Origin of the sequence: Gelidibacter mesophilus DSM 14095, assembly GCF_000423005.1 — a bacterium.
In the GTDB taxonomy this organism is placed as follows: Bacteria; Bacteroidota; Bacteroidia; order Flavobacteriales; family Flavobacteriaceae; genus Gelidibacter; species Gelidibacter mesophilus.
Genome location: NZ_AUHD01000004.1, coordinates 23,796 through 45,497 on the forward strand (window position 1 = coordinate 23,796; position 21,702 = coordinate 45,497).

The following is a 21,702-nucleotide window of genomic DNA, read 5'->3' on the forward strand; positions in this document are numbered from 1 at the left end:
TCGATTTCTATAAAATGAACTATAATTACTCAATCACAGGATAATTAATCACCCCCCAATCTTCGCCGCCATTGTTGATCATGATATCAATTATAATGGGCAACAAGAATTCTAAAATCTGACTGGCATCTTTAACCTGTGAGCGATTTAATTTGCTTTGGTAGGTTGCGCCGCCATGAATTAATTGATTCCGAACGGTGTATAAGCGATCTAAAACCAATTCTAACAAATTTGAGACCTGTTGATGGGCCAAATAATTTCTGGAATCAATTTTGGATTGTTTAAATAGTGCCTCCCAGTCTAAGGATTGACCGCGTTGCGCATCCCAAAATTGTTTGTAGGCATATTTATTATCAATTAAGAGTCTTACCGGACCTGAAAATTTATACCATAATAACTTAAAGAATCGATCTTCAGCATCATAATTAACCAACTTGGAAATAAAATCCCTAAAGCGTTTCTTTTCTGAAAGCACCAATTCATGCGCATCGCTATCTGCATAACACGCGTTAAAGGCAATCCAAAGGGTTATAAATTTTAAGTCGGGATTAGCAGCTTGTTCTTCAGCACATTTCACCCAGCTAATAGCACGATGTAATCTAATCGCATTATTATCATCTAACTCAGGAGCTAAGGATTTAAGCTTATCTTTTAAAAACGAGGCTTTCACCACCTCTAAATGCTGTTTTGATTGATACATTTCAAATTGGATTTAAAAAAACATTAGACCTTAACTCAAACCTTATACAAAGCAATTAACCACTATTTAACCGTTCCTATATCACATCCCACTCACATTTGCCATTCGCTTCATCGTATCAATAGAGAGTTTGGTAAAATGGCTCCTCTCATAAGTATAAAAGGAATAAATTAATTCCTGCTAATTGGCTTTACCATTATATCATCTAATAGGTTCAGAAGTATCTTTTTCAATATTAACATTTTGATTTTCAATACAAAACTCTAAAACAAGATGAATTTGATATCGAAAACATGATTAAGGAATATTGAAAAAACTAACAGAACATTATAAATATTTATTAGTTACTAATTAATTCTGCGTTTTCATTAATCATCTTTCTTAAAAAGTCAATGGGTTGAGTTAATATTCCATCTGAGAAATCACCAATCCTACCAGGTAATTGATTTTTAATAGATTTAAAAACCAATACAGTTTGTTTTGTATTGTTGGAATTTATAACGTCACCCGTTTTATGCAGAGCTAGCGCTCCATTTTTCGATTTATAGATTCGATCTGAGCTTTGAGCTATTCTTTCTCTTTTCTTATTATTTGATAACGGTTCCACAAAATATTTAGAAGTATGTTTTGTTAAAACTTTTGAAGTCATATTTGACAAAACGTTTGTGTTTTTTGATGCTATTAATGTATGTTTAGCTAGTCTAGCATTTTTAACAATTTTATTTAAAATATTCTTAGCTGAAGCTCCTCCTGGAAATATCGCTAATAACATCAGTCCCGTTTCCATCTGATCCTCTTTTTTTTCTAATTTAATCCTTTCCTTTTCATCTTCGACTAACTCATTTATTTTTTCTAAAACCCCTTCCCTAAGGATGATAGGGCTAACATCATAATAATCTTTAAAAAGTATAGGGTTACTTTTATAATGCTGATTGTATTCTAGATTTAAAATTTCTAATTCATTAACGACCTCATAAAAAACCTTATTGACTCTAATTTCGTCCATTAATAAAACGCTCTCTGCATTAGCCCTGACAAGGTCTATTTCGTGGTTTGTTTCTTCTAATGTTAGAGACAAAACAGCTCTTTTCTCTATTTCACCTAAGGTTTTCTCAAATAATTCAACCTGAGCGTTAATAACTATAGGTAATGTATCTTTTAACCTTTTTTTCGCATTATTTAAAATTGCTAATGCTTGAGATTTATATTCTTCTGGAGAGTAATTTTTTATATCAACAATATTTGTGGTTTCTGTACTTCCAATACTTTTCAATGCCTCAATATTCTGATGTTTTTTGTTACAGGCATAACAAAAAAGTAACACTGGAAAAATCAATAGTAATAATTTATTCATAATATTAAATATCTAAATACTTTCCTAGATTAATTGTGTTCACAATTTTTTCTTTGTTTACATCTTTTTTAAATTCGAAAAACAAGTCCCCATTCTCTTCATATAATGATGGGTCCACGTCAGATTGATATATTTCTTTAATTAACTCACCTTTCTCATTAAAAATTAAATCATGCATAGGCTCATCACCATACCCATTTAAAATCCTTCTAAAATTCACAACTTTCACATCTTCATTACTAACATCTAGTTCCAAAATCGCATAATAATCTTCTGATTCAAAGAAATATTTATATGTATTTGTTGGAGATGTATTAATAAAATTTTTACGTGTAATAGTTTTTCCCTCTTTAATAACACCTCTTATAATCTTATAATAATTTCCTCTAACTCCATTTAATTCAGGAGGATTTGAATCAAACCAATTAGCTACGAGATTGTATTCAGGATAGTTTTTTTTAAGATTTTCAAAGTGATTATGAATTATAGTTTTCTCGATTGAATCTGCTTTTTTGCTTCTGTCTTTAAAGTACTGATAGGGTTTTTCCACTATTAAAGATTCAGCTTTATTGATTCCGGATTTTAACACATTAATACTTTTCACTCCAAATCCTTCTTCCTTATCCTCCTTGTTTTTACAAGAAACAACCAAGATTAAGACAATTATTGATTGTAATACTATTCTCATATTTATTATTATTATTATTATTATTTATCTACCCACTCACATTAGCCATACGCTTCATCGTATCAAAAAAGGCTTGGTAAAAAGCATCATCTTTGGCGTACAATCGATAGAGATCTAGTTCTTGTTTACGCTGCTTTGACATAACGTCATCCAATATGCGCTTAAAAGCTAAATCTCTATTTTGTTGGTCTGAATTCTCTGCAACTTTGGATTGAAAATCTGGATGCGCCTGAATTGACTTCGTCAAGCTAATAAATTTCACACGTTGATCCTCTGGAGTTGCTTCCCAACCTTGAAACCAGCGTTCGTTGAAACTATTTATGATCAAATCCAATGGGTCTTCATCTTCTCCTGGGCCATGTACGCCTCTCGGATTTGGGTTTTGAGGATTTACTTCTGATTCAGAATCATCTAAGCCTATGGATTCATTTAGCTTTACGCGTTCCAAACCATAAGTGGATAAATCTACAGATTCTAATAGCTCATCTAATCCATCAGTACCATCAGGTCGCACCGGCAACTTCGGAATTAAGAATTTTAAAAACCAAAACAATTTCTCCCAGTTCAAAATCTCATAAGGCATTATGGATGCCATTTGACCATAGATTTTCACAAACTGTTTTGCCTTAATCTTAAAATCTGCTTTGTCCTCATCTTCTAATTCCAAGTCATGAATAAAGCGTTCGGCTGCTCTTTCAATTATCGGACTTAACACTTGTGCATCTTCTTTATTGAAAAACCGCGTATTGAACTCTTCTACTTCTTCCCATTCATAAACTCCTACAGCATCTAAAACATCTTTTAACTCATGTAAAACATTCACATCAGTAGCTTCACTTAAAGAGGTTGCAGTGTAAAAAGGATCAAAAGATTTTTTAATGTCATCCGTTGAATTGAAGAAATCCAGCACAAACACATCCTCTGTTTTCTTGCCCAATTTTGTTGCCGCTCTATTTAATCGTGACAATGCCTGAACAGCTAAAACGCCTTGTAATTTCTTATCGACATACATAGCACATAACTTTGGCTGATCAAATCCCGTGAGGTATTTATTGGCTACCACTAAAATGCGATACTCATCTTCGTCAAACTTAAAGCGGGTGTCTTTCTCCGCAAAACCATTCATATCAGCTTCAGTATATTCAATACCATCCACTTTTTTGGTGCCAGAAAATGCAATCGCAATTTTAAAAGGATGTCCTTTATCCTTTAATATATTTTGCAAGGCTTTGTAGTAGCGGATAGCAGATTCAATACTCTGCGTAATTACCATTGCCTTCCCCTTACCTTTTAGTTTTTTCTGATTGACTATTTTAGGAATAAAATGATCGAGAATGATTTCCGCTTTGGTGTTGATGGTTTGTTGATGCTGCTCCACATAAGCTCGTAATTTTTTCTGTGCTTTGGTAGAATCGAACAAAGGGTTTTCTTCAATAGATTTCTCTATTTCATAATAACTCTTTAAGGTGGTGTAATTGGCCAAAACATCTAAAATAAAACCTTCTTCAATAGCCTGTTTCATAGAGTATAGATGAAAAGGTTTAAACTTCCCTTCGGCATCTTTTACTCCAAACTTCTCTAAAGTAATTGGCTTTGGTGTTGCTGTAAAGGCTAAATAACTCGCATTGCCACGCATTTTACGGGATTGCATGGCCTGAATAATTTTATCCTGTGCATCTGTCTCGTCCTCCTCATCAAACTGTTGCCCCATGGCACGATTCATATTATCGTGAGCAGAACCACTTTGACTACTATGTGCTTCATCAATAATAACCGCGAAACGTTTATCACTTAAATCTGCAATGCCATCAATAATAAATGGGAATTTCTGAATGGTCGTAATGATAATTTTCTTCCCTTGCTCCAGACTATCTCTTAAATCTTTAGATGAATATGCAGGTGCAACAATGTTTTTAACCTCTGAAAAATCTGCGATATTATCACGTATTTGCTTATCTAACAAACGTCTATCGGTCACTACAATAACAGAATCAAAGAGTGGTTTTTCTAAATCTGTTACGCCTGGTGTCGCATTACTTTCTGGATAGGTTTCTATAAGTTGATACGCCGCCCATGTAATAGAATTCGATTTTCCAGAACCAGCAGAATGCTGTATAAGATATGTTTGTCCAACGCCATTTCTACTGGCGTCAGCTATTATTTTTCGAACGACATTCATTTGATGGTAGCGTGGAAAAAATAATGTTTTTGACTGTATGGGATCTTTCTTTTTACCATCTAAACGCACAAAATGCTGAATGATATTTGCTAAACTTTCTCTCGTAAATACCTCATTCCATAAATAATTCGTTCTATGGCCAATTTCTCCTTTTGATAGTTCAGGATTGCCTTTGCCGTGTTTATTCCCTTTATTAAACGGTAGGAAAAAAGTGTTTTTCCCGTTTAGTTTTGTAGTCATGTAGGCCTCATCAGTATCCACAGCAAAGTGGACCACACAACGGGCAAATTGCAATAATGGCTGTTTTGTATCGCGTTGGTTTTTGTATTGGTATTGCCCATGAACCCGGGCGTTTTGCCCTGTCCAATGGTTTTTTAATTCCATAGTTACAATTGGCAACCCGTTTATAAATAATACCAAGTCTATTTCTTCTCTTGGGTTGTCCACACTATAGCGCAACTGTCTGGTTTCGCTAAAGCGGTTTTGGGCAAAATTTTCTTTTACTTGTTTACTACTACTCGCCAATGGCAATTGATAAAAGAGTGTAAAATGGGCATCATCTACCTGCAAGCCTTTTTTAAGCAGATGCAAAATCCCATATTTTTTAATCATACGATCCAAGCGATTCAGGATTTTCAGTTTCCAATCGCTTTGATTTAGTAGCTTTTCTAATTCTTCTTTTTGGGTGGTTTCAAGGAAATCCCAAAAGAATTGCTCGTCTATAGCAAACTGCGGATTAAAATTAGAAGGCTGCCCAATATAATAACCATTGCCTGATCTATACAATGCAGCTTGTTCGTTTACGGCATCAATAGATTGCCCTTGCTTTTTCATATCTTCTAAGCAGGTTCCTGTTAAGGCTTTTTCTATGGCAGCTTCTAGAGCTTGTTCGTTGGTTTGGCTATGCATAATGTTATCTATTTAACGGTGAAAAAACAAACTGCATTCCTCTAAAATCTTCATGATGAGTATCTGTAGCTTGATCGTATGTATGTTGTTTTATTTGATACATTAAAACTTGATTAGTTTCTTCTAAATACTTTTCTAATAAATCAGTTCTGAAATAATGGAAATTTTCAGAATTTAAGTCATATTCAGTTAAGTACTCTTTAAAACATAATTTTAGATTTGAATCTAAAATTTTAGCATTTGCGGAATCTACAGTGAGATTTAAATGTATACCTATATTAGTTGCTGGAATATCACATCTTAATGAAGGTATTAGTTTTGAATCTGACTCCCATAGAAAATCCATGATGGTTGGTTCATACTCAAAATAACAGGTTTCATTAACAGTTTCTTTTACAACTTTTCCAATATCCTCGTAATTAAAATTTCCAGATTCTCTAATTTCCATTTCATCAATAGTTCTTTCAATTTCCTTGGTAGTTATAAAGGGTAAATGATGACTTTCTTTCTTAATGACAGGAATGTTATCAGCCCAATACAATTCACCAAAATACGTTTTGGATATTGATCCATTACCGTGAAGATCAAACTTCCATCCAAACTCTCGATTTTCTAATTTATCTATATGTGCAATTACTTGATCTTTATTTACAAAGTATGATTGGGCTTTTATCCATGATCTTGTTTTATATTTTTCATCTAACTTTTGATCAATATCAGCAGACAATAAAGTGTAGTCATCTTTACTATATAATGTACTTAAAACATTATAGTTATGTTCATTTACCCATTCGCCATTATCTAAAGTACGCTTCTCAAAAAAATCAGTTTGAATAAATCTTTGTACAATTGGTATATTCTCATCGTAGCTTGGTTCAATATCCACATCGCTTAACCTTTCATAGTGCTTCTCATATGAAGAATCTTTTTCAGACCAAATACCTAATTTGTTTTTGCTTAATAAATAACCTGCATAATTAAAATAGGCCATCCAAGAATATTTTTTCCCAAGCCTATCCACTTTTGAACGGTTTCCTATCAAACTAGACCCACCATAGAATGAATATTCTTTATCAGATAAATCTTCGATATTGGGAACATATCCCAGTCTTAATAACTCCTTATAAATATTAGCCGTGTGTTTATTTCTATTCTCATGATTTAGGTTATTAAGACGAGGAATAGTGTAGTGTACAAAGTCTCCAGATAATGGGTCTGGGTTTGGGCTAGATTTCCACATAATAGAACTACTTACGGCATTAAAATCTTCTTCATTTAACTCAAACCAATCATTCTTTATAAATTTATATGTTGATAAACGTTCTAAATCTTTTTCAGGCAATTCAAAAACACCCTTATAAATTGCTAAATCAATAATATGTTTATAACTATCAATAACTATATAATTGTAAGTCGGATTAGTTGGCTCTAAATCGAATTGTAAGTTAAAAAGGCCTTCTGCAATTCCTTTTAAATGTAATTGAACGAATGGTTCATCATTTTGAAGGCGCATACATACACCATAACAAACGAGAGCGAGTCTTTCTTGGATGTAAGTTCGTTGAGTATTTGAATACTCTATTATTTTGTCCAAAATTAAATGTGGGAATCTTTCAAAAAATCTAATTAAAAATCGAGTACTTTTATCTCTTAAATCTCGAATTGTCGTCTCTGATAACCAAATAGCAACTTCTAATTCTAATCTATCTTCATAAACTGCTTCCAATTGATCTGGATTTATAACATAGTAGTCTAAGAACTCCCTAAATTCAGAGTTGTTTAGGTAAACCAAATAAGTCCACGAAAAATCAAGTGCATAATTGTCTAGCTTTAATAAAACCTCTTTAACGAATAAGAAGTTAATGTTTGATTGGGGATCATACAATGTGCGAGAAGAATCATTAATTAATGTTCTAACCTCTTCCAACGAATAGTCCGTTTCTAATAATAAAGAAGATAACTTTTTGTTCTCATCTGAAGTATTTGATCGTAATAAGTTTAATGTTGTAAATTTTTTAACCACTTCATCATCTATATATTTAGTAAACAATAATGAATTAGAATCACTTTGTGCAATTAAAAATTTAAGGATATCATCTTTTAACTGATGATGTTTTCCACTATTTCCTAAAATATAATCTTGAAAAAAATCTGACTTTACAACATCATTAATACTTCCATAATCAGTAATCAATTTATTGGCCAGTAAATAACCACCAACTTCTTGTTGAGTATGGACTATAACATCTTTATTATTGAGATTATCATCTAAATAGATTAAATATTCTTCCAATATTTCAAATCCAATAGTTTTTTCAATTGTATCGACTTTTTTTCCATCCATTCTTTCATAATACAATTCAATAGGAACAAAGGCCTCCAGCTCATCAATCATTTCTTCAGAAACTCTATCAATACCTTCAACAACTTGATTTTTCGTTAGTAAATTTAACTTAAGACGCGTTTTATCTGCTAAAGAATCTTTATAGATATCAAAAACCTCCTTAAACCCATCCAATCCCAAAAGTGGTTCAACTTCATTGGCTTTGTCACCATTAAGCATTTTACAGTACAAGTCTAGATATAATGGTGTGCTGAAATAGTAAATATCTGTTGGTTTAATTGGTTCAATGTTTATTTTATATTCATGAAAATATTTCTTTACAAGCTTACCAAGATTATTAATGTTAAATCCGTTAAGATGAATCTCATTATAAGGAATACTGTTATTAGACCAAATTCTTGAAATGTATGAGGTTCTTAATGTGACAACCAAATATAGATAAGAGTAGTTTTTGAGAGTTTCAATAAAGCTATCTAGACTATTTTCCCATAACTTACTAAAACCACTATGGGCAAAACTGGTTTCATTTATGCCATCAATTACTAATGCAACTCTGCATTTATTTTTTAATCCGTATTTATTTAACTTATCTAGAACTTCTTCTATTTGATAATTATTAGGAACCATAAGATTGTCCATAAATAATTTATCAAAGCCATTTGGATCTCCATTAAATGATTTACCTCCAATAATTATCGCTGGATTATTTTTCTTTAGCAAAGCAGTATATAAGAATGCGGAAAAATTAGACTTCCCCATTCCCGCATTTCCACGAATAAATTTATTTTGTGAATATTTTTGTTTCTCTAATAATCTGTTTACACTTTTAAGCTGTGTAACTATTTCCGTTAGCCTTCTGAAAACAATAATTATTGCAAAATTTTCAGATGGCTCTTCTTCAATAAAACGATGCTCTGGATCGTACTCTTGTAATCTTTCAAAAACAAAATTTTCTGGTACTTCAAGATCCCTATTGTCTAATGTTTTAAATTGAAGAGGTAAGACCAAACCACCATTGATGATTGCTTGATTTTCTTTAATAGTTCTTAGAAAATCTTGGCTTTTAGCTTCTAATAACTCTAACTGTTTATATTGCTTTGAATTCTTATTAATTTGAATTCCTTCAACATTTAAAAGACTTTTAAGATTTAGATACTCGTGTTTATAGTCTTCAATCCAATCCTCTAAAATTCTTAATTCATTAGATAAATATTGAAAATGCGCATTGTTTAAAAGAATTTCATTTATCAACAATTGACCTGAATCTTTATCTTGATCTACAAAAAGTCTTTCGTTATATTTAGAGGTAAATTCTCTTGTGAAATGTTTTGTTTTTAATTTATTAAAATAGGTTTTGTTTACCTTAAATGGCCTTCTAAATATTTTATAATTTTTAATGGTATTTATCTGAAACCAACCAGAAAAGATATTCTTATTCTTTGTCATAGTAGTTTGTTTGATTATTTATTTGAAACCAACCAGAAAAGATATTCTTTGCATTAATTACTTTTTGAGGTTTTAAGATGTTAAACTCTATTAGTAGACAAATCAACAATATTATCAGAGCTATAGCTATACCAAACCAATTTATTCCACTTCCAAACTTATCTACAAGCCAGCCAGATATAGCTTTTATAGTTTCACCATATTTCTTACCAATTTCTGCATAATTAGGTTCGGCCTCTTTTGGAATATCTGCATTATTAAGCTCAAAAAAAATATAGGTAACGCTTGCAAATCCAGCAATACGATATAATCGTTTTCTGCGAATTAACCATTTCACAACCATTACTATTATGTCCCAAAACATTTTCATATACAATATATTTTAACACATCTTAACCTTCCCCGTTACCACACTGTTAATTAAACTACTCTTATACTCCTTTAACTTCTCAATTTCTTGCTGTTTTAGGGAAATGGCGGTTTTAAATTTTTCATTTAAATTATTTAGGTAAACAACTGTCTTTTCAATTTGTATTTGAGGTGGCAAAGCTATTTTGAAATTTAAAATTTTAGTTTCCGAAATAGTCGGAATGGTACTTCCAATTACCTCTTTTTGAATCTGAATTTGAATCATACTTGTTTTTAAAGCAGAATAAAAATAATCAGGACTAATACTAATGTCCTTTAAAACTAACAATTGAGGGTTAATAGTTGCTTTTAATGGTAAATCTTTAACAATCCCTATCTTCCCAAAAGTTGAACCTGTTTTTACAACTAATACATCATTATTAAATATTTGTATCTCTGGTGACTCCTCATATTTCTTCCAACTTAAATAACTACATTTTTCAAAAGTCATAAATTCATCCTTAATATTTGAAGGACTTATTGTTATAGCTCCTTCACCTTCATTCACTAAATCTGATGTAGTATATCCTCTAAAACCAATCCTACCATAAGCCTTACATAACTCTTTAAGCTTCTTCACCTCCCAATGCTCCGGAATCTCCCCAATCCACTCCACACCAGAGTCTTTTAGTTTTACAGTATCATCTAAACCACGTGTTACCGCTTTGTGAATAAGGATTTGTTTGCGTTCTTTGAGCAGTTCAATTTGCTTTTCTTTTACCGATACCGCATGATCAATTTTAGTGGTTTTATCATCTAAAAATTGGGCGATGGCGGTTTGTTCTTGGAGGGGTGGAAGTGGGAATGGAAACCTCTTAAAATCATCAAAGCTTATGTTTTGTCTCAAGCCTGAACCTAAACCATAGATAACTTTATTAATATCTATTGTGTGTAAGTAATAATGATAAAAATTGTTGTCGTATGCTTTACTAACTCTTAGATTAATGTATGCACTCGTTATAATTCCATTATCTTTTGCTAAACCTGTTCTTAAACTTGTTTTATCATTTTGTAAATCTGTTGGGCGAATAATTATATCTCCAGGTTGAACAATCTGATATGTTTCAAAAGATTCAGGAACCAATCCAGTTAATTTTTCTTCTGGTTTTATTACTACATTACCATAGCTTAAAGAAAGAACTGTCTTTTCCAAAAAACCAATATTTTTCGTTTTGCTTTCTGATAAAATTGTGAAGCCTGGCTTTATCTCCCAATGCTCAGGAATCTCTCCCAACCATTCTACTCCAGAATTTTTATAGGAATCGTAACGCTGTGTTTTATTTTCTACCTCTACCATTACACCAAGTTTAAGATTTCAGAAATTAAACCATCACTTTGTTTTTCTAAGTCTAAAATGTCTTTAGTGACGTCTTCAATACTGCGCAATGGCGTGTGCTTGTAGAAGTATTTATTGAAACTGATTTCGTAACCAATTTTGGTGTTATCCAAGTTAATCCAAGCTTCATCAACATGAGGTTTTACCTCTTTTAAGAAGTAATCATGGATGTTGTCTTTCAATGGCACGTTTTCGGTATCTCGGAGATCGCTTTCGGTTTCGTAAGTAATATATTCCCCTCCTTTAGCACTTCGACTGCCCTTCGACTCGCTCAGGACAGGCTTCTCAGTGTGACCAACAGGGAAATACCCATAATTAGGTAAATCTTCTTCTTTACATCCTAAATGGATTAGGAGGTTCTGCAATTTATCGCCACTTAGTTTTTCCTTTTTCTTGATGACTTTTTCAGCTTCGGCATCATACCAGCTGACTGCATTTAAAACAGCTTTCTTATCGGATGCTGAGGCATCAAGTTTTTCAGATTTAATAATATTGTTTACCTCTCCTTCAAAGGCATTGTAATCAGTAAATACGTTATCACCAAAATGCACTGCTAACTTCTCAGCAAGTTTTAATTGGTGTAAGTGCTTTTTCCAAGTGTCTTTTTTGGTGAGTTTCTTCTTGTTGGCTGAAGTCAGATTTAAATCGTTTTGATCACACCATTCCAAAATTTCTTTGGCGTGCGCACTAATGTCCTTGTAGACACTTTCGCCATAAGTTTCATAGGCGTAGCGCATCGGTTCTTCCAAATACTTATCATAACGCAGGCTTTCAATACGTTCTTCTGTAAACTGTGTTTTGAGACGTTTTGGGCGCTCAATAGTCACTTTGTAGTATCCGAAATCTTCATTATCAAAAACTTGGGCTGCAATAGGGTTATCTCCTTCGCTTTCCATAGCTTTCATTTCCGTATAAACTTTTAAAATTTCGTCAATATGCTCTGGCGCAAACTCGCAGTTTTTATTCCCTAAATTTTTACGTAGTTTTCTATAAAGCTCACTGGCATCTATAAGTTGCACTTTGCCTTTACGGTGTGCGGCTTTGTTGTTGCTTAAAATCCAGATATAGGTGGTAATGCCTGTATTGTAAAACAAGTTGTTCGGCATTTGCACAATGGCTTCCAACAAATCATTTTCTATAATGTAACGACGGATATTACTTTCGCCACCACCAGCATCGCCTGTAAAAAGGCTACTTCCGTTATGTACAGAAGCAATGCGCGTACCTGTGGCACTTTGGGTTAATGGTTTCATTTTATTGACCATTTCCATCAAAAACAACAATTGTCCATCTGAAGAACGTGGCGTGGCATCTACTTCTTCTTCAACGCCCCAATAATCTGAAAGCACCACTTTAAAACGTGGGTCGATGACATCTTTTCCGTCTTTAATATATTTTTGCTCACTGCTCCATGATTTCCCGTAAGGTGGATTGGAGAGCATAAAATCGAAGGTGGTTCCCGCAAATTCATCGGTAGATAATGTGGAACCCACACGGATATTTTCAGGGTTATTGCCCTTAATCATCATATCCGATTTACAGATGGCGTAGGTCTCGTCGTTAATTTCCTTTCCGAAGAGATAGACATCGCCCATGGCTCTAATAGAACCTTCTTCATCCTTAATAAAGTTTTGAGACTCGGTAAGCATGCCTCCAGAACCACATGCCGGATCATAAATGGTCATCACCGGTGGAAGATTATCTTTAATAGGATCAAAAATAATATGCGTCATCAAGTCGATCACCTCTCTTGGTGTAAAGTGCTCTCCTGCTTCTTCGTTATTTTCTTCGTTAAATTTCCGAATCAACTCCTCAAATACATACCCCATGCCTAAGTTAGAAAGCGCTGGTAAACTTCTACCTTCTGGATCTTCCTTCTCGTGCGGCGTTAAGTTGATGTACGGCGATGTGAATTTTTCCAACACATCCAACAACACGTCTTTGGTGGCCATATGGCGCACTTGGCTGCGGAGTTTAAACTTATCAACGATTTCCTTAACGTTAGGACTGAAACCGTTTAAATAATCCTCAAAATTGGCTTGTAAAATTTGGGTGCTGTTGGTAGCAGTATATTTAATTTTCTGTAACGTCCATTTACTCGTATTATAAAACACATACCCTGATGCTTCACGTAATCCAGACTCGTCCCATTCCGTAAAACCAGCTTCATCACGCTGAAATGCCAACTCTTCAAGTACGGCATCTTTGGTAGGCTCTAAAAGCGCATCTAACCGACGCAATACAATCATTGGCAATATGACGTCACGGTATTTTCCTCGGACATAAACATCTCTTAAACAGTCGTCCGCAATGGACCAAATAAAGGATACAAGTTTGTTATGAGAAGATTTATTCATTAATTTTTAAATTTTTTTATAGGTTTTCAAATATACATGTTCAAGTACTTGTTGTTGTTGTTGTACGTGCAAATATATAAGACAAGTGATTTACTTTTATATGGTTAACGCGACTGTTTTATAATCACTCAAGTCACTAGAATAATGTCTGAAATATTTCTTTGAATTTCACTTTTGGAATTGGTCTTTTGACTCATAATAGGGTGAGATCACGTTTAGTTTAGTTAAACACTATAACTGTTAGGGCAATTATAGCGTTTTATTAGGGAGTGTCAATATATGAAGATTATTAATAAGCTTCCTACTCTTGTCCCTAAATTATCTTACAAATTACGGAAAGAGTTGCATATGGACATGCGGAATTCCGCAGCGTTCATAAGTCATCGGCAATTAAAGAAATTATTTAGATTGGAGAACTATTCAAATAGAGATGATGAGAGTGAAAGAAACAATACTGCAGAAACCAAGAGTCAAGAGGGCTTGAAGCTGGTCTTTTTCAGATCCTGATAATAGGCATCATCTAATTAATCGCTCATCCTATGAGAGTCCAAATTTTGAAGAAATTCCACAACATACGACTTTCAAGTGCCTTCCTAAGTCCTATATTTTGAGGATTCGACCAATAAAATCTAAACCTTAAAATGCACAAATTCCAATTTTTAGAAATAGTGTACATAAACTATAATTCTCATAATGATTAAGAAAATATGCGATTGTGACCAACATTCTTAGATTTAACAGCTATCTTTGGTATTCCATTAAACCACCACTTTTCATTAAATATGTAAATTATGACTACTCAAAACAGTAAGAACGAATTGGATTATATCAGACGTTATGAAGCCGCTGGTTTTACCGATCAATACAGAGTTGTTGATGATCAATTAGAAAATTTAAAATCAAAGCAGCGTTATCAGCCCCAAGACGTTTTTATCTTGAAAGAACACCGCTATGAAGGAATGAGCAATCCTTCTGACATGTCATTATTGTATATTTTGGAAACCTCAGACGGAAGTAGAGGCACCATATTAGCAAATTATGGCGCAAATGCTGACAATGCGATTCATAGCTTTATGAATTTGATTCCTGAGGAAAACGTCAAAGATGATTTTATGTTACCACCTGATGCGAAGCAAGCAAAATAGTATCTCCAATTCTTTTGCCATTTTTATAGGTAATTTGTATTCCGTTATATGTCTCTATAAATGGATTCCCAACGTCCACATAGAGTTGGCCTAAGAATCGATGCCTCCATAGAACACCATCCGTTTTAAAAATCCTTTGAAATAATTGTTTCGTAGCGTATAAATATAGAATCCATGTGATCTGATTTTTAGTTGACCAACTATTAAAGCAACTAAAAATAGGTATTGCGATAACCATCTACACATTTAATAAGCACCTGATTAATTCTTAAATAGTGTTATTATGTTTAGATGGTTTATTATTTGTATCATTATTGCCATTGTGGCCGGAATTTTTGGATTCGGTGGAATTTCTGAAGCAGCTGCCGGAATTGCCAAGATTATATTCTTTATTTTTATTATTGGCGCAATCATCGCTTTTTTAGTCTACAAAAAGATATTTTAAGCGATCCCGAACTATTGTTTTTAATCGAAGGAGAAGAAATGTTTTCCTCTCCATACCTGGTTATTGAAACAAGATTTCAATTGTTTTTGAAAACACGGCACGCCTAGTTTTATGAGAAATCCATGCCAAATGAAAGGTCAATTTCATTTGGCTTAGCAATATCTCTAGGCTTTATCAATGTATAGGGATTGACCAACTGCGCGATGAGAGGTTCTGGGAGTTCTTCCAAAAAATATTTGGAATTAAAGCCCACTGATTTGGCTTTGCTAACCGTATTTATGGAATTTGTATCCCTAGTAATGATCAATTCGTTTTTTGCCCTGGTAAGCGCAACGTATAATACACGTCGATCTTCTTCAATTTTATCGTCACTGCCAAGATTCCATGCACTAGGATAGACCTTGGGCGATACGTTGAGCACATAACAAACGTCCGCCTCCAATCCTTTGGCGGAGTGTACGGTGGAAATAATCACGTGATCTTTAATCTCACTATCGCTAATCTGTGAGCCTTCCAAAACCGGCTCGCCATTCAACTGTTTGGCATTCTCCAAAATACCTTCTGAAATCAGCTGGCCAATGGAGGCATAGTTGTCCCCCAACATCTCCAGAACCGGAAAATCCGATTTTCGTTTTTCTTTCCAATCCTTTCGATATTTGAAGGCTAAGGACCGTTCCATCCTGGCATAAGTTTCCTGAAGCGCGACTTTCACGTTCCCCGAATTGAGAAAAATCGTATTATAAATATCACTTATGGTCTCACCCTCTGGACCTCCGATGATATCGGCCAAATTTTCTGCGCATTGCAGCGGATCCTCATAAGTCACAAGTTTTGAAATATATTTGCCGGCTCTAATTTCGCCTATCCCATCCCAAAACGTTAAAAAACGCATCCAGCCTATTTCATCATAATGATTGTTGACCACCCTTAGTGCAGAAATCACATCTTTTATATGGGCGGCTTCCATGAATTTCCTTCCGCCGTAAGTAACATAAGGTATTTTCTTTTGAATGAAAACGGCCTGTAATGGTTTTGTATAATAGGTGGATTTTGAAAGGATGAGGTGGTCTGCAAACTGTTTGTTGTTTTCGGTAAAATTCTCAAGGATATGTTCCGCAATAAAATTGGCCTCTTCCCATTGGGTGGAGACATTTATCAATGTCGGAATCCTTCCTGGACCGCGTGCTGCAACCAGTTGTTTTTTATAGTCTAAAGGAGATTGATCAATGAGCCAATTGGAAAGGTCTAAAATTTCTTGGGTCGATCTATAATTTTTGTCCAAAATCAGGATCTCCGCTTCTGGTACCCGTTCTTTAAAGAGGTGGACGTTTTTAAAATCGGCTCCTCTAAAGGAGTAAATAGACTGGGCATCATCCCCAACACAGTAAAAATTGGCAATTTCCAAAAAAGGCTCCAACAAGAACCATTGCAGCGGATTCGTATCTTGAAATTCATCTATTAACAGGTGTTTTATCTGTTGGTTTAGAATATCACGTGCCGCTTTGTCATTGCGCAATCTATTTGCCACTACCAATAAAAGATCGTCGTAGTCAATATAACGGCCTTCTCCTTTTTTGGCTTGATAGGCTTTTAACAACACCTCAATTTTGGGACGGATTATGTCAATCTCATCGGTAGTGTCATCATCTATTTTCCCTTTATAAACCTGTTCTCGTATGGCATTGGACAAATTTTGCCGTGTATTGCGCCCATAAGAATAGATGTCTATTAATTGCTGGGGCTTAATCCGGATTCCCTTGTACTCTATAATTTGATCCCCGCAAACCATTTTCATGACACTCAGCTGATCGTCTGGATCAATAACGGTATATCCTGAAGCACCAAATAAATTTGGGTAGCGCACAATAAGTTGATTGCACCACGAATGGAATGTAGAACCATTCAAACTCTGGGCCTGATTTGTAGAGAGCGACGCTTTTACCCGCTCCACAATTTCATTGGCAGAACGTTTTGTAAAGGTAAGAATTTGGATTTTTTCCGGGGAAATGCCCTGTTCAATAAGATAAGCCGCCCGGCCAACGATACATCGTGTTTTTCCGGTACCTGCCCCAGCTAAGACAAGTAAATGCTTCCCCTCAAATTCAACTGCTTTTTTCTGTTTTTCGTTTAGTTTGTGATTTTCCAAAATGGCATTTTTGTAAAGATATTGAATAATGAGAAGATACGAATTTTTTTCTGTAGCGTTAAAAATTCTTATTTTTGCTCTAATGATATTTGTCTATATTCAAACGCTTACGGCTGGCAAAAAAAGTGAGATTCCTTATCGGTTAGTCCTTCAAAACGATGAAGATCCGCACAATTTCATGACCTTTAATATTAGGCCCGAAATTAGTATACCAAAAAAAACTTATGACCTAGAGCGGGTAGACCGATTAAAAGTTTTGGCTTCACCCCCATTTTGTGATAGCGCGGATGAATTAATAGAAATTTTCCAGAACAATCAATTGGTATTTGTGGAAGCTAAGCATTTTTTACTGCTCAAATCGCAATTCAAGACCATTGGCTACAATTTTAATACCCATCCAAAATATCTCTTTCATAAGACTGAAAAATCCCAAAACAATCCAATTTCAGAATATCTTAAAAATAATGAAAATCTGTGGTATCAAAGCGAGGTATATGCCCAGCGTTTTATTGAGCTCATGCACCGTTATGTTGACAATACACTCATTATTCAAGACTCCTTGCCAAATCCATCGGTCTATCACAAGGATGTAAACATTGGAGATTTTAAAATGGCCCCTGGCGTGTATTTCTTTTTGGATGAGTTTAAGGAAGTGATCTATGTTGGGAAAGCGCGTCAAATCAAAAAACGTCTGCAAAGTCATTTTTCGCAACCATCAAAAGAAAATGCAATCGATTATTCAAGAGTAAATTCGATTCAAGTAGAGTATTCGGGAAACGATATGATTGCGCAACTTATAGAATCTGCAAACATTAAGGATTTAAAACCTATCTACAACACCCAACAAGTTAAAGATCCGGCGCCCTATATTATCAACAAAGGAAAAACGGCCAAGGGCATCCACAAGTTGCAAATCACTCGGAAAGACATCAAGGACAATATGCCGGAGCGTTATTTTAATCGGGTTTCAGTAAAACAGGCTCTGGAAAATTTTTGTAATGAATTCAATCTTTGTAGAAAGCACTGTGGGATTGAAAAAATTAAGGGGCCCTGCAGTAAGGTGACTGTTAAACGACAGCAGTGTGTATGTGCAGACAAAACACTGATAACGGATTATAACGAGCGTTTTGAGTCTGCATTTAAACAGTTTAAAAATAGGAAATCCAGTAAAATTTATAAACTGAAAGGACGTCATAGTCAAGAGGATGCATTTATTTATATGGTGAATGGGATTTATGAAGGTTATGGATTTATTGACAACAATGAAATTGTCTCAACTACCAATGACGTCTTAGGCCATTTAATCAGGCAGCGCAACAATTATGATACCTCTCGAATAGTCAGTGGATTGGATGCATTGGTGCCGAAAGATCATATTTTGATTTTAACAGACTTCTAATACTGCGCAATTTTAAAGAAATCCGCTATCGTCAAAATTATTTTAGGAATCCATTTCTATCATTTACTCTAAGAGTAAAGAATGCGCAGCACCGTGCTAAACCCATATTCAAAAAATCCCGAACGAATCTTCGGGATTTTTAACTTTAGAGGATCCATCACAGTAAATGGATTTAAACAGCTCTAAGGTACAGGACACATGCACTTCATTGATTGATCAGCTTAGCAGCGATACCTCTTAGTTTCTGTCGTCCTAGCTTCTAACAGCTTTAAAATAATCAGTTATTCCTCTTTCTCTTTACGCTCTTTCTCAGCTTTAGCGCGCCCAGAGAGATTGCGCGACTTGCCACCCGGATTTCCACCGTATTGGTTTTTATGTTCGGGTTTAAGTGGACCTTTTTTTACTTCTTTGTCCTTTTCGGGATCAAATTCCTTTTCACTCTTTTTATTGCTCATGATTTTTGTTTTTAAAGATTATATTTTAAGATCGTAATACCTGATAAAAATCTACACGGGCGTTGCACAGACTTTTGTTTCCATAAAATTTTTAGCCACGAGTAAGTATCTGTCTTCTCATCTATTTTTTCAGCTCTTTCCCGACGCAGACTTTCAGTCTTTTAATCTAATCCTATGGATTTTCAATGCGTAGGAGGTATTCGAAGCCTATTTATTTAAAGGAGGTCTGTTGTTGGATTAACAAGGTACCGTTTTAGCAACCTCCATTCTGTCCCAATTACGATGTTTGGCAATGGCATCCACAAAATTGGTAGGCTCCGAATTAATTAAAATAGCCGCATCATACTTATGGTTGGAGACGAATGTGTTCTCTATAAAGTTTTCACCTTCATCATCTGCCGCAATGGCTTTGCAATGTTTGAAAGCTTCATTCACAAACTTTGTAAATTTGGCTTCTTTTTTTAAGGTCTCGATGGATTGCTTCCCTCCTGGAATGTAAATGGCATCAAACAATACACTTTCTGTGGTCATAATGGCGGCATCTACTTTGTGTTCAACCTTATCATCACTGGTAATTTTTCCACCGTGAGGGGCGATCAATTTTAGTAGTGCACCTTCTTTTTCCAAGGCCTGTTTCATTTTTTTAAAGTTCTTCATTGAGAATCCATCCGCTACCAAAACCGCTACCTGACGCGTTGCAATGCTGTCAAATTTTGTTTTTGCCTGACTGAGGGCGGGCGATTTGTCCAAATAAATCTTCTTTTTCGGTGGCTGATGTTTAGCAACATCTGCATCAGCACCTATAGCTTGATTTATGGGTTGGTCAACAGAGGTTGGCACTTTAAGTCCCAAACCTTTGGCCACATTTTTAGAAAGATCAGTGTCAATCTGTGCAATCATATATAACATCCGCTCCTGAATGTGTTGGTGCATACATTTTCCCAATTCAAATATATAGGCATCCGTCACATGCTGCTGCTCCCAATCTGCGAGACTTCGGTAAAACAACGCAGGTTGCGAAAAATGATCGGAAAAACTTTCGCTTCGCGTTCTTATTTTTCGTGCATCAATCCTTTCTTCGTACGATGTAAACGCGCCTTCAGCCATTTTGGAAAGATGCGGGCATCCACCGCTCAGACTGTTTGGAAAGTAAGCAGTTTGACCTTTTGGAATATCCATTTGCATGTGCCCGTCCCTCTGATTGTTGTGGGTTGGCATGATAGGTCGGTTGATCGGAATTTGATGAAAGTTTGGAGAGCCCAATCGTGAGAGCTGCGTATCGCGATACGAAAACAAACGCCCTTGTAACAACGGATCATTGGTAAAGTCAATTCCTGGGATGATATGTCCAGGCAAAAATGCAACCTGCTCTGTTTCCGCAAAGAAATTTTCAGGATTCTTATTTAGGGTCATCTTACCGATGATTTTGACCGGCACCATTTCTTCGGGAATTAATTTGGTAGGATCCAAGAGATCAAAATCAAATTTGTGTTCATCTTCTTCTGCAACAACCTGGATTCCAAACTCCCATTCCGGAAAATGCCCCGCCTCTATCGCGTCCCACAAATCCCTTCTGTGAAAATCAGAATCTGCGCCACTTATTTTTACGGCTTCATCCCAAGTAACCGAATGCACTCCCAATTTGGGTTTCCAATGGAATTTCACGAAATGTGATGCGCCTTTCTCATTGATCAAACGAAACGTATGGATACCAAAACCTTCCATCATCCTGAAACTACGTGGAATGGCACGATCACTCATAGCCCAAATTTGATTGTGCAGGGTTTCTGTGGCATGCGATACAAAATCGTAAAACGTGTCATGCGCAGAGGCTGCTTGCGGAATCTCTTTATTGGGTTCAGGCTTAACGGAATGTACCAAATCAGGAAATTTCATGGCATCCTGAATAAAAAAGATAGGCATATTGTTGCCTACCAAATCCCAAGTGCCTTCATCGGTGTAAAACTTTACCGCAAATCCGCGAACGTCCCTTGCTAAATCTGAAGAACCTTTAGAACCGGCAACCGTTGAAAAGCGTACAAAAACCGGTGTTTTTCTAGAGGTATCTGTAAAAATTCCCGCCTTACTGAATTCTGAAATGCTTTCATAGAGTTCAAAATAACCATGGGCCCCACTGCCCCTAGCGTGTACAATACGCTCTGGAATTCTTTCGTGGTCGAAATGTGTTATTTTTTCTCTTAATAAAAAATCTTCAAGCAACGTAGAACCACGTTCTCCTGATTTTAAGGAGTTGTTGGTATCATTGACTTTTAATCCTTCATTGGTGGTCATTGTCGTATCCTTCGTTTCAACCACGAATTTCTTTAAAGCTTCTGTTTTCTTCGAACCAGAATCATCTTTTTTCTTAGCGCCCATTTTGTATGATTATTT

General features: G+C 35.1%; 14 protein-coding genes. 3 read left to right on the top strand and 11 right to left on the bottom strand.

The features are described 5' to 3' along the window. Positions 1–25 precede the first annotated feature (25 nt). The 8 genes from G525_RS0103580 to G525_RS0103615 all read right to left on the bottom strand — a co-directional run bounded on the left by G525_RS0103580 (position 26) and on the right by G525_RS0103615 (position 13,721). Positions 26–700 carry a HEPN domain-containing protein gene (locus G525_RS0103580; protein ID WP_051209752.1) on the bottom strand — a complete coding sequence of 225 codons (675 nt, stop codon included), beginning with the start codon at positions 698–700 and terminating at the stop codon, positions 26–28. Between the two features lie 340 nt (positions 701–1,040). Next, complete coding sequence (locus G525_RS0103585; RefSeq protein ID WP_027124937.1) at positions 1,041–2,054, bottom strand: hypothetical protein; 1,014 nt, start codon at positions 2,052–2,054, stop codon at positions 1,041–1,043. Positions 2,055–2,058: 4 nt separating this feature from the next. Next, positions 2,059–2,742 (bottom strand): hypothetical protein, encoded by a 684-nt coding sequence (locus tag G525_RS0103590; protein WP_157491875.1) that lies wholly within the window; start codon positions 2,740–2,742, stop codon positions 2,059–2,061. A 28-nt stretch (positions 2,743–2,770) separates the two neighbouring features. Then, positions 2,771–5,830 (bottom strand): type I restriction endonuclease subunit R, encoded by a 3,060-nt coding sequence (locus tag G525_RS0103595; RefSeq protein WP_027124939.1) that lies wholly within the window; start codon positions 5,828–5,830, stop codon positions 2,771–2,773. Positions 5,831–5,834: 4 nt separating this feature from the next. Beyond that, entirely contained in the window at positions 5,835–9,620 is a 3,786-nt protein-coding gene (locus G525_RS0103600; protein ID WP_027124940.1) for an NACHT domain-containing protein, read from the bottom strand. Next, the gene (locus tag G525_RS0103605) at positions 9,607–9,990 is read right to left on the bottom strand and encodes a hypothetical protein (protein WP_027124941.1); all 384 of its coding nucleotides are present in this window, start codon (positions 9,988–9,990) and stop codon (positions 9,607–9,609) included. Before G525_RS0103605 ends, G525_RS0103600 begins: the two co-directional genes overlap by 14 nt. Before the next feature lie 12 nt (positions 9,991–10,002). Continuing rightward, entirely contained in the window at positions 10,003–11,325 is a 1,323-nt protein-coding gene (locus G525_RS0103610) for a restriction endonuclease subunit S (protein ID WP_027124942.1), read from the bottom strand. After that, positions 11,325–13,721: a type I restriction-modification system subunit M gene (locus G525_RS0103615; RefSeq protein ID WP_027124943.1), complete on the bottom strand. Its 2,397-nt coding sequence runs from the start codon at positions 13,719–13,721 to the stop codon at positions 11,325–11,327. Before G525_RS0103615 ends, G525_RS0103610 begins: the two co-directional genes overlap by 1 nt. Positions 13,722–14,512: 791 nt before the next feature. On the opposite strand from G525_RS0103615, the gene G525_RS20125 reads away from it, so the two are divergent. Beyond that, positions 14,513–14,866 (top strand): hypothetical protein, encoded by a 354-nt coding sequence (locus G525_RS20125; RefSeq protein WP_051209754.1) that lies wholly within the window; start codon positions 14,513–14,515, stop codon positions 14,864–14,866. A 283-nt stretch (positions 14,867–15,149) separates the two neighbouring features. Beyond that, positions 15,150–15,311 (top strand): DUF1328 family protein, encoded by a 162-nt coding sequence (locus tag G525_RS21995; protein ID WP_027124945.1) that lies wholly within the window; start codon positions 15,150–15,152, stop codon positions 15,309–15,311. 109 nt (positions 15,312–15,420) lie between these two features. On the opposite strand, the gene G525_RS0103635 is transcribed toward G525_RS21995, so the two are convergent. Further along, positions 15,421–17,457, bottom strand: a complete 2,037-nt coding sequence (locus tag G525_RS0103635) for an ATP-dependent helicase (protein WP_027124946.1) — start codon at positions 17,455–17,457, stop codon at positions 15,421–15,423. Positions 17,458–17,485: 28 nt separating this feature from the next. Here G525_RS0103635 and G525_RS0103640 point away from each other — a divergent pair, with 28 nt between their 5' ends. Beyond that, positions 17,486–18,856 (top strand): GIY-YIG nuclease family protein, encoded by a 1,371-nt coding sequence (locus tag G525_RS0103640; protein WP_157491876.1) that lies wholly within the window; start codon positions 17,486–17,488, stop codon positions 18,854–18,856. A 281-nt stretch (positions 18,857–19,137) separates the two neighbouring features. On the opposite strand, the gene G525_RS22200 is transcribed toward G525_RS0103640, so the two are convergent. Next, complete coding sequence (locus G525_RS22200; protein WP_157491877.1) at positions 19,138–19,311, bottom strand: hypothetical protein; 174 nt, start codon at positions 19,309–19,311, stop codon at positions 19,138–19,140. Positions 19,312–19,548: 237 nt separating this feature from the next. Next, complete coding sequence (locus G525_RS0103650) at positions 19,549–21,687, bottom strand: catalase (protein WP_027124948.1); 2,139 nt, start codon at positions 21,685–21,687, stop codon at positions 19,549–19,551. Positions 21,688–21,702: the final 15 nt, after the last annotated feature.